This window comes from Duganella sp. SG902, assembly GCF_013376005.1.
Taxonomy (GTDB): Bacteria; Pseudomonadota; Gammaproteobacteria; order Burkholderiales; family Burkholderiaceae_D; genus Rugamonas.
Map to the genome: position 1 here is coordinate 14,802 of NZ_JABMJK010000020.1, position 14,067 is coordinate 28,868.

The following is a 14,067-nucleotide window of genomic DNA, read 5'->3' on the forward strand; positions in this document are numbered from 1 at the left end:
TTCCCGCTAAGAGTTCATGATGAGACGCAATCGGTTGCTGGTCGTCGCCGTGTTGTATTGCAGCCTGTCCGGCGCCTGGGCCGGCGCCGCGTGTCCCGCCGTCACCCGGGTGGGGGTGAGCGACCTCGGTTACACCGCCTTCCGCGAGCAGGGCCGCATCGGCGGTATTTCGGTCGAGATCGCCAATGAAATGGCGCGCCGCACCGGCTGCAGGTTCGAATTCCACTGGTATCCGCGCCAGCGCCTGTTTGTCGAGCTGGAGGCGGGCCACATCGACATGACCTTGGGCTCGCTCCGCACGCCCGAGCGTGACGCCTATGCGCGCCACCTGCCTTACGCCTACCTGCAATACGACCTGATATTGTCGCCCGCGCCGCCGCGCCATTACAGCAGCCTGGCCGACTATGTGACAAACGGCAGCGGCCGCCTCAATGTGACGCGCGGCATCACCTACGGCCCGGCGATAGACGCCCAACTGGCGCGGCTGGCCACGGCCGGGCGGCTGGAGGTGGTGAACGATTACGAGACGGTGTTCGGCAAGCTGGAGATGGGGCGCGCCGAAGCGACGCTGGCGACGCCGCCGATTTACGGTAAATACCTGAAACAGGGCGCCCTGCGCGGACACGCCGTGGTGATAGCGATGCCGGAAGCGGCGCCGCGCTTCACCGGCGTCTACCTGTCGAAAAAGACGGTGCCGGAAGCGGTGCGCCAGCGCTATGCCGACGCCCTGAAGGCGATGGTGGCGGAGCAAAGCGTCCGCACCATCTACGCGCGCTATTTCGATGAAGCCATCCTCAAGCGGACGTTCCGACAAGGCCCAGGCCCATTGCTTGCGGCCTTGTCGGCGCCGGAGAATTAACGGCCGTTCACGTCCACGGTTTTGGCGTCCAGCTTGACCTTGACGCTTGCGGCCGGCTTGGCGCCGGCCGAGTCGGCCAGCGTGACCAGGTATTCGCCTGCGGCGATTTTCCAGGTCTTGCTGGCGCTGTCGTACACGCCCAGCAGGCGCGGGTCGATCTGCACCGTGGCCTTGCCGCTGGCGCCGGCCTTCAGCTCCAGCTTGTCCCAGCCGCCGAGGCGCTTCGGCGCTTCCCAGCCGCCCGACACCGGCGACACGTAGACCTGGCCCACCGCCTTGCCATCGCGCTTGCCGGTGTTCTTGATGTTGAACGTGACGGCGATGCCGTTGCCCGCCGGCTGGGCGCTCAAGCCTTCATAAGCGAAGCTGGTGTACGACAGGCCGTAACCGAACGGGAACAGCGGCTTGTGGCCCTTCAGGTCGAACCATTTGTAGCCGACGGCTGCGCCTTCGATGTTGTAGTCGGTGGTGACCTTTTCGATGATGTTCTCATCCTTGGTCTTGGCGTCGCCATCCAATTTTGGACGCGGCAGCTGCGCCAGAGAGGCTGGGAAGGTGGCTGGCAGGCGGCCGGACGGGTTGACTTCACCAGCCAGCACGCGCGCGATGGCCGCGCCGCCGTTGGTGCCCGGATACCAGGCTTCCAGCACGGCGCCGACGTTGTTCAGCCATGGCATCACGACCGGGCCGCCGGTCTGCAGCACCACCACGGTTTTCGGATTGGCCTTGGCCACGGCCGCGATCAGCTCGTCCTGCTTGTTCGGCAGGTTGAGGTCGTCCGAGTCGAAGCTTTCGGCCATCCACTGGGTGCCGAACACGATGACCACATCGCTGCCGGCGGCCAGCTTGGCGGCGGCGGCGACGTCCTTGCCGTCGTTGTAGCTCAGCTTGGCCTTGGTCAGCTTGGCCAGTTCGCCCATCGGCGACGAGCGGTGATAGACGATAGGGCCGGGGAACGAGGTCGGACCTTCGTTCGGCACCGCCGAGCCGCCCTTCGGATACACCTGCGCCGAGCCGCCGCCCGACAGCACGCCGACGTTGGCGTGGCCGCCGATGATGGCGACGCTACGCACGCCGGCCGCCAGCGGCAGCAGGTTGTTGTGGTTCTTCAGCAGGACGATGGCTTCCTCGGCGTCGGCCTGGGCGACCTTGCCGTGGGCGTCGAAATCGATGCCGGCGTCGGCCGAGGTCGGTGTCGCCACCGGATGTTCCACCACGCCGTTGGCGAACATGGCCCAGGTGATGCGCTTGACCATGTCGTCCAGACGCGCTTCCGGCACGTGGCGGTTGACCACGGCTTCCTTCAGCGGCGCGTTGAAGTAATCCGATTTGTCGAACGGGAAGCCGGACTGCTGGTCCAGACCGCGCAGCGCGGCCGGGATGGTGGAGTGGGTCGCGCCCCAGTCGGACATGACGTAGCCCTTGAACTTCCAGTCCTGCTTCAGCACTTCGTTGAGCAGGTAATCGCTCTCGCAGGCGTAGTCGCCGTTGACGCGGTTGTAGGCGCACATCACCGAGCCCGGATTGCCGCGCTCGATGGCGAACTGCAGCGCCAGCAGGTCCGACATGCGGCCGGCCTTGTCCTCGATCTTGACGTTGACGTGGTTGCGGTTGGTTTCCTGGTCGTTGAAGGCGTAGTGCTTGACGGTCGAAATGATGTGGTTCGATTGGATGCCGCGAATCTGCTCGCCGACCATGATGCCGGCCAGCAGCGGGTCTTCGCCGCCGTACTCGAAGTTGCGGCCGTTGCGCGGCTCGCGCATCAGGTTGACGCCGCCCGCCAGCAGCACGTTGAAGCCGGTCGAACGGGCCTCGCTGCCGATCATGGCGCCGCCGGCGAAGGCCAGCTTGGGGTTCCAGGTGGCGGTGGTGGCCAGGCCCGAGGGCAGGGAGGTGCGCTCGTACGGCTTCTTGGACACGGCTTGGGTGGCGACGCCGACACCGGCGTCCGACTGCCATTGCGACGGCAGGCCCAGACGCGGCACGCCCGGCACCCAGCCGGCGGAGTCGGGACGGCCGTCTTTTGGCTGCTCGTATTTCTTCGGCGAGAATTCGGTCGAGAAGTAGGCGAACACGGTCTGGATTTTTTCATCCAGCGTCATCGCCTTGACCAGCTGGTCGGCGCGCGCCTCGGGCGACTGCGCGGGGTTCAGCCAGGGTTGGTTCGCGTCCGCGGCGTGCGCGGCGCCGGTCAACATGAGTGGGTAAGCCAGTGCCAGGGACAGCCAGAGACGCTTTTTCATACGGTAAGTGGTCCTTGTAATTATTCGAGTTGATCGGTCAGCGCGGGATCAAAACTTCCAGCGCGTATGCTCCGCCCGCAACGATACCGGTGAAAACGTTTTCAGTCAAACGCCTGCCTTTATGCCAGACTTGAATTTCGCCCACGTCCGCACGTTGTATAGACACGTTGAAGGTGGCGTGACGGAACTTGCGCACCACCTTGATGCCGTCCCAGTGCGAGGGCAGTTGCGGCTTGATGACCAGGCCGTTGGCGTTGCCCTTCAGGCCGCACAGGCCTTCGATGAAGCATTGATAGGCCCACGACACCGTGCCGGTGTTGAACAGCTGGCTGGAGCGGCCGGCCGTGCGCGGATACTCGTGCCAGGCGCCGCGGTAGTAGTTGGGGATGAACACCGGCAGCTGGCCGCGCTGGAGGTAGTCGGCCTCGCTCGGGCCGGGCAGCATGCGGCGCAGCAGGTCGTAGGCGCGGTCGCTTTCGCCGATGGTGTACAGGCTGTAGATGTAGAACACGGCCGCGTGGTTGTACACCGCGCCGTTCTCGGCCGAGCCCGGATGCTTCTGCGTCACGCGGCCGACGTCGTCGCGCATGGCGCTGAACGGCGGCGCGAACATTTGCACGCCGTAGGGCGTCACGAGTTGCTCATCGACCTGCGCCAGCATCGAGGCGCGCTGACCGGCGTTGGCGGCGCCGCCGAGGATGGCCCAGGCTTGCGGATTGAGCCAGATGCGGCCTTCCTTGTCCTTGCTGGTGCCGAAGACGACGTCGTCGTCGGTGATGCCGCGCGCGAACCAGTCGCCATCCCACAGGTGTTCGTTGGCGGCGCGGTTGACGGCGCGCGCGCCGGCGCGGAAGTGCTTGGCGCTTTCGGCCAGCGAGGAGCTGGCGCCGGTGGTCTCGCAAATCTCGGCCCACAGGTTGAGGGCGTAGGCGGTGGCCACGGTCAGCCAGCCGGACACGCCGCGGCCCTTGTAGCCGACCATGTTCATCGGGTCGCACCAGTCGCCCTGGGCGATGTAGCTGAGGCCGCGCTTGTCGCGCGCCTGCAGCAGCCAGTCCATGGCGCTGCTCACGCGCTCGGAGACGGTGAGGGCCACGCCCGACTCCGCGCCGACCACGTCCTCGTTGAGGATGTCGTAGTCGCCGGTTTCGTCGAGATAGACCTTGAGCGCCACCGGCAGCCAGACGCAGTGGTCGGTGTGCGGCACCTGGTTGATGTACTTGAGCTCCGCGCCCTCGGCCAGCAGGATGCCGTCCGGCATGGCGCCGCTGGCCTCCTGCTGCGACAGCGCGTGCAGGAAGGCCGCGCGCATCACGCTGGGCTTGATGAAGCTCATGCCCATATTGTCCTGCAGATAGTTGCGCGTTTGCGGATCGGTGCTCAGGCGGTTGACGTCGCCGTGGTAGAACACCTGGCGCGGCAGCCAGTTGTTGACGAAGTTGTCGAGATCGGCGTCCGGCGTCTCGATGCGCAGGCAGCCGGTGCCGCTGGCGATGTAGGCGGCGTAAGCCTCCTGCGCGGCGGCGAAGGCCGGTGCGCTCAGGTACTTGGCGCGCACGGCCTTGATCTCGGCGTCGTCAAACGCCGGGCCGAACAGGAAGCGGTAATCGTGCGCCTCGCCGTCGGCCAGCGCCAGGCGGTACTGCACCACGGCGGTCGGGGTTTCGTAGCGCGCGTCGCTGCCGCCCAGCAGCTCGGCCTCGATGGCTTGCGGACGGTTCAAGGTGCCTTCGCCTTCGAAGGCGGACTGGCGCACTTCCCACGCGTCCGGCGCCTGCTCGCACAGGAAGTAGGTCTTGTCCTTGAAGTCCTTCTGCTTGAAGTAGTCGGCCACCTTCTGATACGGCGTGACGCTGCTGGCCACCACGCCGCCCAGGTCCGGACGGTATTCGCCGGACTGGTTCATCCACGACATGTAGCCGATCGGGAAGTAAGGATAGACGCTCAGCTTGCGCGCGCGGCCCGAGATGTTGGTCACGCGCAGCGACCACAGCTCCACCACGTCCGCCACCGGCAGGCTCAGCGTGAGCTCGACGCGCACGCCGAGGTGCTCGACGGTCCAGGCGAGATTGCTTTTGCCGACCGAGAAGTTGAAGCTGTCGACCTTGGCGCGCACCGGTTCGTAGGGCGCCGAGAACAGCTCGCCGGTCTCCTCGTCCTTGATGTAGAAGAAGCGGCCGGGGTGGTGCGCGTAGTAGTTCTGCTCCGGCTGCATGAAGGTCTTGGCCTCCAGGTTGGGCGCGTGCGCGTACTTGGCCGGTTCCGGCTGCATGAACTGGGCGGTGGCGTAGCCGCGGCAGGTGATCTGTATCATCATCTTCTGATTCCACAGGAAACCGGCCGCCTGCGGCATGGCCGTGGCGCTGGTCAGTTCATAGCGGTCGCCGTTGTGGGTGGGGCGTAACATAGACATCTCTCCGTCAGGATTTGCGCGCTTCAAGATCCCTCTGGATCTGCAGCAGTTTGTGGTTATCGAGGTTGTAGAAAAACATGACCGCCACCGCCAGCAACGCGAAGGCGGCGGGTATGAACGACATCAGCCAGACGATGCCGGCCTGCGACACGGCGCTCTGCGCGGCGTTGGCCACGTAGCCCAGCCTGGTGAAGATGGCGCCGATCACGGCGACGGCGACGGCGGTGCCCAGCTTCTGCGAGAAGGTGGCGGCGGCGAACGTCATGGCGGTGGCGCGGCGGCCGGTGCGCCATTCGTTGTAGTCGGCGGTGTCGGCGTACATGGAGAAGGCCAGCGGCGACTTCGGCCCCAGCGCCAGGCCCATGCCGACCTGCAGCACGAACATCAGCGCGATCTGGTCCTTCGGCACGAAGAAGAAGGCCGAGGACAGCAGGGCGGTGATGGTCATCAGGATCATCATCAGTTTCTTCTTGTCGACGAAGCGCGTCATCAGCGGCGTGAGCGAGGCGCCGGCGGCGGCGGCCATCATGTAGGCCGGCACGAAGCCCGCCATCAGGTCCGGGCGTTCCACCACGTACTTGAAGTAGTAGGCCGCGCTGCTGGTGCGCAGTGTGATGGTGATCATGATGATCAGGGCCAGGAGGAACAGCGCCACCCAGGGACGGTTTTGCGACAGGTCGCGCACGTCCTGCCAGACATTGCTCTTTTGCTCGGCCGGCGGGGCGATGCGCTCGCGCGTGTTGAGGAAGGTGAGCACGAACAGCACCGAGGCGAACGCGCTCCACGCCAGCATGGTCAGCTGCCAGCCCAGCTTGTCGTTGCCGCCGCCCAGGTGACGCACCAGCCATGGCGTGGCGGCCGTCACCAGCGTGCCGCCGGCAAACGCGAAGATGAAACGCAGGCCGTTGACGGTGGAGCGCTCCTGCGCGTCGGCCGACAGCACGCCGGACAAGGCGTTGTACGGGATGTTGATGCAGGTGTAGCACACCATCATCGACAGGTAGGTGCCGTAGGCCCAGATGATCTTGCCGTCCTCGGACAGGTCCGGCGTGGTGTAGGTGAGGAAGGCGGCGCACGCCAGCGGCAGCGGCACCCAGATCAGGTAAGGGCGGAACTTGCCCCAGCGCGTGCTGGTGCGGTCGGCCGCCGCGCCGATCATGGGGTCGGTGAAGGCGTTGATGATTTTGATCGTGAACATCATGGAGGCGGCGGCGGCGGCTGAAATGCCGAACACGTCGGTGTAGAAGATCAGCAGGAAGGTGGCGACATTGGTCCAATAGAAATTGAAGCCCATATCGGCCACGCCGTAGCTGATTTTTTCGCGCCAGGTCAGTTGTTTGTTCACGGTCGTCTTCATACGCTTGTAAAAGCAGGCAGCGTAACACTGCCTGAACGGAACGTGTCACTGTTCCGGGGAGAGCTCTTTGATAGCGGTAACTATGTTCTTAAAATGTGCCGCACCAGTTCCGCCGGCGGCTGGGCGATGTCCAGCACGACGCCGGCCTCGTCGTCCTGCAGCGGCTCCAGCGTGGCCAGCTGGCTGTCCAGCAGGGTGGTGGGCATGTAATGATCCTTGCGCGCGGCCATCCGTTCGGCGATCAGTTCGCGCGGGCCGGCCAGGTGGGCGAAGCGCAGTTCCGGATCGGCGCTGCGCAGCAGGTCGCGGTAGCGCCGCTTCAGCGAGGAGCAGGACAGCACCAGCCCCGAGTGCCGCAGGCGCGCTTCGCGAATCTCGCGGTGCAGCGCCCACAGCCAGTCGGCGCGGTCGGCGTCGGTGAGCGGCACGCCGGCCGTCATCTTGGCCACGTTCTCGTAGGAGTGATAGGTGTCGCCCTCGAGGAAGGGCACTTCCAGCGCGCCAGCCAGCTGCAATCCGACCGAACTCTTGCCGCAGCCGCTGACGCCCATGACGACCCAGCGTTGGGATTTTGTTTGTACACTTTTGAGCATAGGTATGATAGCGCTAACAGATGCGACGAGTTTAGACGGATTGCGAAATTTGTAAAGAACTATCGATGCTGCGACGCAGCAGATGGCGCGGCCTGGGTGCTCAGGCGCTTTCGCGCGCCATCAGCGTGAAGCCGAGGTCGATCTGGCGCGTGACCGGCTGCTCGCCCTTGATGACCGAGCGCAGCAGGGTGGCGGCCTCGAAGCCGATGCGGTAGCGCGGCGTGCCGATGGTGGTCAGCGACGGATTCATCCACGCCGAGGCCGGCAGGTCGTTGAAGCCGCAGATCGCCAGCTGGGTCGGCACGGCGATGCCGCGCCGCTGGCACTGGTAAATGGCGCCGTGCGCCAGGTCGTCGTTGCAGCAGAAAATGGCGTCGCAGTCGGGCGCCTGCGCCAGCATGCGGCCCAGCAGCTCGGCGCCCAGCGCGATGGTGGACGGTTCGGCCACCATCACCTCCAGCTTGGCGTCCGCGCGGCCGGCCTCCTGCATGGCCTTGCGGTAGCCTTCGGCGCGGCGCAGGGTGCGCTCGTCCAGCTGCGCGCCGATGAAGCCGATGCGCTTGTGGCCTTTGTCCAGCAGATAGCGCGTCATGGCGTAGCCGGCCTGGAATTGCGAGAAGCCGACGGTGTATTGCTCGGGATCGGTGGACATGTCCATCATCGACACCACCGGCACGCGCGAGGTGGTGAGGATTTGCTGCACCTTCGGGCTGTGGGTCAGGCCGGACAGCAGCATGCCGTCCGGGTTGGACTGCAGATAGGTGCCGATCAGCTTCTCCTCCTCCTTGTCGGAATAGCGGGTGTTGCCGATCAGGATCTGGTAGTCGTCGGCGTCCAGCGCGTCCTGGATGCCGGCCAGCACCTCGGTGAACACGGCGTTCGACAGCGACGGCACCAGCACGGCGATCACCTTGGACTGCGACGAGGCCAGCGCGCGCGCCGCGCGGTTGGGCACATAACCCAGTTCGGCCACGGCGGCGTCGACCCGGTCGCGCAGGGCTTGCGACACCATCTCCGGCTGGGTGATGGCGCGCGAGGCGGTCATGGTGGCCACGCCTGCCCGCTCGGCCACCATGGCGAGGGTGATGCGGCCGCTGGCGCGGCTCTTGCCCGCTTGAGTCTTGGTCATTGCTGCACTATCGATGATGTTGATAGCGATATCATACGGCAGCTATGACCAAAGGAAGAATATCTATTTGCAATCGGCCAACACTTTTTGCGTATTTTTGCGCAATTCTTCGCGTTGCTGGTCGTTCATATAGCCGCGTTCGCCGTTTTTGTCATAGGTGCTCAGGCGCAGGCCCTGGTCCAACGCCCGCTGGTTCTGGCGCGCGGCGTCGCAGTTGGCGGCCTCGTCGGCCTTGCGCTGGGCGTTGGCGGCGGCTTGTTTCTCGGCCTCGGCGGCCTCGCTCCTGCGCTTGTTGAAATCGGCGTTGCGCTCGGCCAGCGTGGGCGCGGGCCTGGCGGCGGCCGCGTCGGCGGACGGTTCGGCCTCGGCCGGGGCGTCGGGATTGAAGCGGGGCTTGCCGGGCGCCTTCAGGATGCGTTTTTCGGGCACACCGGGTGGCGGCGGGCGATCGGAGAATTGCTTGATGCCCTTGTCGTCAAGCCACACATACTGCGCCAGCGCCAGTGGGCAAGCGAGCAGCAGGGCGGCCAACAACGGATGACGGGGATTCATAAAAAGCGCTCCAGAAGACATACAACGATTTCGCCATGATTCATGGCAACTGTCAACTGGAGCGCCGCTGCTGCTTACGACTGCTTCTTGCGGCGTGCCGCCATGCCCAGCAGGCCCAGGCCGCCCAGCAGCATGCCGTAGGTGGCAGGCTCAGGTACGGCGGTCACGGTGATGGCGCCTTGGTATTGGGCCAGCGAGGAGGTGGCCTCGGTGCCAGCCAGCGTCAGGGTGAAGGGCGAGTTGGTGTTGAGGGTCAGACCACCAATGCTGAAGTAGCCGGTTGGGCCGCCGATCACCAGGGCGGTGCCCAGGTTGTTGTTCAGCGTGACCGTGTCGATATTCAGGAAGTTGCCCTGATACGAAACGGTGACGTTGTACAGGCCGGTTGCCAGACCGTCGAAGGTCAGGGTGTCGGAGCCGCCTTCCAGCAGCGTAGGCGTACCAAAGAAAGTCGTCGTTCCCAGGCCGATGTTGATCAGTTGATCGGCGGCGCTGGCGGAGAATGCGGCGCCAGCAAGTACTGCAGCAGCAAGTAGTTTCAGTTTCATCGTAGAACCCCTAAACATAACGTTTATAGTGACCGGCAGATGCAGCTACCGGGCTGTTGGCGCCTTTTGTAAAAGGCAAGCTACGATATCAATATTTTTAAATTAGCGTTAAAACAACACCAATTCCGCGCAGCAATATTTAACAATTGCTGCGCAGCACCAATTTACACGGCCGCGCGAGGGTCGCCGGCGTTTAGGCACCTGCTTCGGCGGATCAGTCCAAACACGCCAAGACCAGCCAGCAGCATGGTGTAAGTTTCCGGCTCAGGCACTGCGGCTGTAATTTTTACGTTGTCGATGGCCAGGGCCTGCTTCTCTCCGGAGGTATATTCAGGATAGTAGGTGCCTGCCAGGCGGACTTCATCGAAACCACCGTGGGAAAACCCCACCCAAGCGCCTAGCGATGACTCGACAGTACCACTTTGAACCACAGTGCCGCCTAGAAGGAGTTGGTAGTGGACATAGTTCGGATTTTTAAGCCATCCATTCCCGGCAAGGAATGAGATACTGTCGATTGCCGCGCCACTTGCAAGTTTTATATCGGTGTACCCGACGTCACCGCCGTTGGCGTACCAGGAACGATTACCCTGTGCGCCCCATCCCGTGAAAGCCGCGTAGATTCCTTGAAGGCTATTAACTTCCGTGACCAAAACCCCGTCCTCCAAGTGAGTCGTGGCATAGGTGACGAATTCCAAATCCTCGAAGCCACTGAAATGGTCGGGATTGGTAATGAAATCGGTGGTCTCAACGGTTGCAGCTTGACCGATCCCGGTAGCGAGCGCGAACAGCGCGCCAAAAATCATTTTTTTATCCACATCGCCTCCGTTTTGGCAGTGTTAAAAAGACATTGCAATAGTTTCACTTATTACAAAATTTGTATACCGAATCGGACTGGAGTGTTGTTCGATAAAACTATTTGCTTGATAGCTAACGGTGGTTCCCGGTCCCCGGTGGTTTGGGTAAGTTGCTGACAAGCAGGTGCAATTTCTGTATATAAGTTGCTCTGAAAAGCAGAGGCCCTGTGGCTGCAAGGGTTTTGCGATTCTGTAATTGGGCGAAATTTGGGCGGAATTACCCCGAGCGCTGCCTGCTCGCCGAAACGACTCTCTGATAGTCCTTGGCAACACATTGCCGTCCTGTTCGATCCGCCGGCTGTAATGCCTCGTCAGCATCGTTGTGTCCTTGTGTTCTGCTGATGACTCGTTCTCTATCGTGGTCGGTGAGCCGATGTATAGAGCTATACGCGAAGGGAAGCCGCAGTCGATCTCATTGCTATTGATAGGTTTTGACGCGGAAGAGGCGATACGCCGCGCCTATCGGCGCGCATCTACGAAAAATTGCAAAATAGGCACTGTTACAATTTGCGTATATCTTGACGAAAAAATACTGTAATGTTGACCTGGCGATCGGGCTAGTCAGGGTGATTCTCCGTCTTACAATTAACAAGAGAGGTGTCAATGGTTAAGCGGTTCAGTAAATTTGCGATTTCGCTCGCGGCCGGCGCTGTGATTTCAGCTTCAGCTCAGGCGGCAGTTTATGTCGTCGCTCATCCCGATGACGACATCTTGATGATGGGTCCTAATCTCATCAACGACATAAAACAAAATTACCCTACCGTAATCATTGTTGTTACTGCTGGCGATGCTGGAAAAAGCTATCGCCCGAAGTTGCCGTCGGTCCCAGATGCTGACCAAAATAGTTTCAATAGCCAATCGAACCCATATTATCGCGTCCGACTGACTGCTCGTGAATATGCACTCAATTTATGGGTGCCATCCTCCTACGCACGTCCCCTTGCCAGAAGCTGGGTAAACCTTGGATCGGGGGTTTCACAAGTGGAGAGAATTCAGTTAGGCAACGTCGTTGAGTACCATCTCAATTTGCCAGATCAAGTCGAGGGCAGCGGCAAAACCACGATCCAGAGCCTACGGGATATGGCTGGCTACGTAACGCACGATGTTGAAGGTTTAAACACTTATAGCGCTGCTACATTGCGCGGGGTAATCCGTACAATTATCAGCTCGAATTTTCATAACACGCCAATCCTCAACATAAATTACCAGTCCCCACAAGCAGTTACCGGGGAACATCCGGATCATATCGCCGTCGGCGCCATTGTTCAGGCCGCTATTAACGAAGTTCCATCCTACAAGTGTATGGGTCAAGCAATTTATGATGGCTATTCCGCAAGCGCCGTATCGACAAGCGATCCAAAATTTTATTTCCCTGGTTTGGTGGCAGCACAGAGGGCTGGATATGAGCAAGTTCACGCCGTCTTAAAGGATCAGGGCAACATCACGCCAATCGACGGGGGGATAGTAAATATGGGGACTCCGGCAAGTACTACTACGCCGTACGCCACGTCTTCGGACTCAACGCCCCGACAGATGGGGACTATGGACGGGTTCCACACTAGCTTTTATGGTAAATCTAAATGGACCGCTGTTGCGTCGACCGGCTCTTGTAATCTCTGATTGGTGTACGGAAGGTATATTTCCCGTATGACTCTCAAGCCAAGCCGCCTTTTGGCGGCTTTTTCATCTATGTTCTCTTCGGTATTGTAGGCGCGGACGTTGGCAAGGCGACCTGGGGGGGGCGAGCAGTAGGGGGCCAGCGTTGACGACGGTCTCTTTCACTCTATTAGGCCGGTTCTTCGTTCTGTATTTCGCATGTAAAAATACCAACTGATTCTGTTGTTACGGTATTGATTCAGCCCAAAAACGTGGGCGAAATTTGGGCGAAAAATTGGCGAAAATGCAGACTTTGCCAAACCACTCCAAACATATTGGTTGCAAGTTCCCCTTATACCTATTGTCCCCGGTGGTTTGGGTAAGTTGCTGACAAACAGGTGCAATTTCTGTATAATCTGCTTTTGCGCCTATAGGAAATGCTATGCGTCTACTCCAAAAAGCACTCACATTCGATGACGTGCTGCTCGTCCCAGCGTACTCCAACGTTCTTCCCGCGGATACGTCCCTCAAAACCCGTCTGACCCGCAACATCAGCCTGAACATCCCACTGCTGTCGGCAGCCATGGATACGGTCACCGAGGCCCGCCTGGCCATCGCCATGGCGCAAGAGGGCGGTATTGGCATCATCCACAAGAACCTGAATCCGAAGGACCAGGCGCGTGAAGTGGCGCGCGTCAAGCGCTTCGAGGCCGGCGTGCTGCGTGACCCGATCACCATTCCGCCGACCATGAAGATCCGCGACGTCATCAAGCTGACCGAGCAATATGGCATTTCCGGTTTCCCTGTCGTGGAAGGCAAGGAAGTGGTCGGCATCATCACCAACCGCGACCTGCGTTTCGAGCAAGAGCTGGACGCCGAAGTGCGCGCCAAGATGACCCCGCGCGAAAAGCTGGTGTACGTCAAGGAAGACGCCGACACCACCGAAGCCAAGCGCCTCATGAACAAGCACCGCCTGGAGCGCGTGCTGGTGGTCAACGACGCGTTCGAGCTGCGCGGCCTGATCACCGTCAAGGACATCCAGAAATCGCACGAGCACCCGCTGGCGTCGAAAGACTCGCAGGGCAAGCTGCTGGTGGGCGCCGCCGTTGGCGTGGGCGCCAAGGATGAGGAGCGTATCGACCTGCTGGTCGCCGCCGGCGTCGACGTGCTGGTGGTGGACACCGCCCACGGCCACTCGCAAGGCATCCTGGACCGCGTGAAGTGGATCAAGACCAAGTACCCGCAAGTGGACGTCATCGGCGGCAACATCGCCACCGCCGCCGCCGCCAAGGCGCTGGTGGAATACGGCGCCGACGCGGTCAAGGTCGGCATCGGCCCCGGCTCGATCTGCACCACCCGTATCGTGGCCGGCGTGGGCGTGCCGCAGATCACCGCCATCTCCAACGTGGCCGAAGCGCTGGAAGGCACCGGCGTGCCGTGCATCGCCGACGGCGGCATCCGCTTCTCGGGCGACATCTCGAAAGCGCTGGCGGCCGGCGCCTCGACCGTCATGATGGGCTCGATGTTCGCGGGCACCGAGGAAGCCCCGGGCGAAGTGATCCTGTACCAGGGCCGCTCGTACAAATCGTATCGCGGCATGGGCTCGCTGGGCGCCATGTCGGACGGTTCGGCCGACCGCTACTTCCAGGACGCCACCATGAAGGCCGACAAGTTCGTGCCGGAAGGTATCGAAGGCCGGGTGGCCTACAAGGGCTCGGTGCTGGCGATCATCTTCCAGCTGGTGGGCGGTGTGCGCCAGTCGATGGGTTACTGCGGCTGCGCCACCATCGAGGAACTGCGCAACAAGGCGGAATTCGTCGAGATCACCTCGGCCGGCATGCGCGAATCGCACGTGCACGATGTCCAGATCACCAAGGAAGCGCCGAACTACCGTTCCGGCGACTAACACCTTGCAAACGCCGG

At 61.9% G+C, this 14,067-nt stretch carries 11 protein-coding genes; 3 read left to right on the forward strand and 8 right to left on the reverse strand.

Annotation, left to right across the window (positions count from 1 at the left end; translation table 11 throughout):
- Positions 1 to 16 precede the first annotated feature (16 nt).
- Positions 17 to 859 carry an ABC transporter substrate-binding protein gene (locus FHW83_RS27305; RefSeq protein ID WP_176649520.1) on the forward strand — a complete coding sequence of 281 codons (843 nt, stop codon included), beginning with the start codon at positions 17 to 19 and terminating at the stop codon, positions 857 to 859.
- On the opposite strand, the gene FHW83_RS27310 is transcribed toward FHW83_RS27305, so the two are convergent.
- The 8 genes from FHW83_RS27310 to FHW83_RS27345 all read right to left on the reverse strand — a co-directional run bounded on the left by FHW83_RS27310 (position 856) and on the right by FHW83_RS27345 (position 10,509).
- On the reverse strand, positions 856 to 3,102 hold the full coding sequence (locus tag FHW83_RS27310) for a glycoside hydrolase family 3 protein (RefSeq protein WP_176649521.1): 2,247 nt from the start codon (positions 3,100 to 3,102) through the stop codon (positions 856 to 858). The two genes, FHW83_RS27305 and FHW83_RS27310, sit on opposite strands and share 4 nt — an antisense overlap.
- A 37-nt stretch (positions 3,103 to 3,139) precedes the next feature.
- A complete protein-coding gene (locus FHW83_RS27315; RefSeq protein WP_176649522.1) occupies positions 3,140 to 5,509 on the reverse strand; it encodes a GH36-type glycosyl hydrolase domain-containing protein in 2,370 nt (789 codons plus the stop codon).
- Between the two features lie 13 nt (positions 5,510 to 5,522).
- A complete protein-coding gene (locus tag FHW83_RS27320) occupies positions 5,523 to 6,860 on the reverse strand; it encodes an MFS transporter (protein WP_373997276.1) in 1,338 nt (445 codons plus the stop codon).
- A gap of 92 nt (positions 6,861 to 6,952) precedes the next feature.
- On the reverse strand, positions 6,953 to 7,423 hold the full coding sequence (locus FHW83_RS27325) for a gluconokinase (RefSeq protein WP_176649569.1): 471 nt from the start codon (positions 7,421 to 7,423) through the stop codon (positions 6,953 to 6,955).
- Between the two features lie 142 nt (positions 7,424 to 7,565).
- Complete coding sequence (locus FHW83_RS27330; protein WP_176649524.1) at positions 7,566 to 8,594, reverse strand: LacI family DNA-binding transcriptional regulator; 1,029 nt, start codon at positions 8,592 to 8,594, stop codon at positions 7,566 to 7,568.
- Positions 8,595 to 8,657: 63 nt separating this feature from the next.
- The gene (locus tag FHW83_RS27335) at positions 8,658 to 9,146 is read right to left on the reverse strand and encodes a DUF4124 domain-containing protein (protein WP_176649525.1); all 489 of its coding nucleotides are present in this window, start codon (positions 9,144 to 9,146) and stop codon (positions 8,658 to 8,660) included.
- Between the two features lie 74 nt (positions 9,147 to 9,220).
- Positions 9,221 to 9,694 carry an FxDxF family PEP-CTERM protein gene (locus tag FHW83_RS27340; RefSeq protein ID WP_176649526.1) on the reverse strand — a complete coding sequence of 158 codons (474 nt, stop codon included), beginning with the start codon at positions 9,692 to 9,694 and terminating at the stop codon, positions 9,221 to 9,223.
- A 164-nt stretch (positions 9,695 to 9,858) separates the two neighbouring features.
- The gene (locus tag FHW83_RS27345; RefSeq protein WP_373997277.1) at positions 9,859 to 10,509 is read right to left on the reverse strand and encodes a PEP-CTERM sorting domain-containing protein; all 651 of its coding nucleotides are present in this window, start codon (positions 10,507 to 10,509) and stop codon (positions 9,859 to 9,861) included.
- Positions 10,510 to 11,151: 642 nt separating this feature from the next.
- Here FHW83_RS27345 and FHW83_RS27350 point away from each other — a divergent pair.
- Together FHW83_RS27350 and guaB are read left to right on the forward strand one after the other, a co-directional pair.
- Entirely contained in the window at positions 11,152 to 12,168 is a 1,017-nt protein-coding gene (locus FHW83_RS27350) for a PIG-L family deacetylase (protein WP_176649527.1), read from the forward strand.
- A gap of 418 nt (positions 12,169 to 12,586) precedes the next feature.
- The gene (guaB, locus tag FHW83_RS27355) at positions 12,587 to 14,050 is read left to right on the forward strand and encodes an IMP dehydrogenase (RefSeq protein WP_176649528.1); all 1,464 of its coding nucleotides are present in this window, start codon (positions 12,587 to 12,589) and stop codon (positions 14,048 to 14,050) included.
- The last annotated feature ends 17 nt before the right edge of the window (positions 14,051 to 14,067 follow it).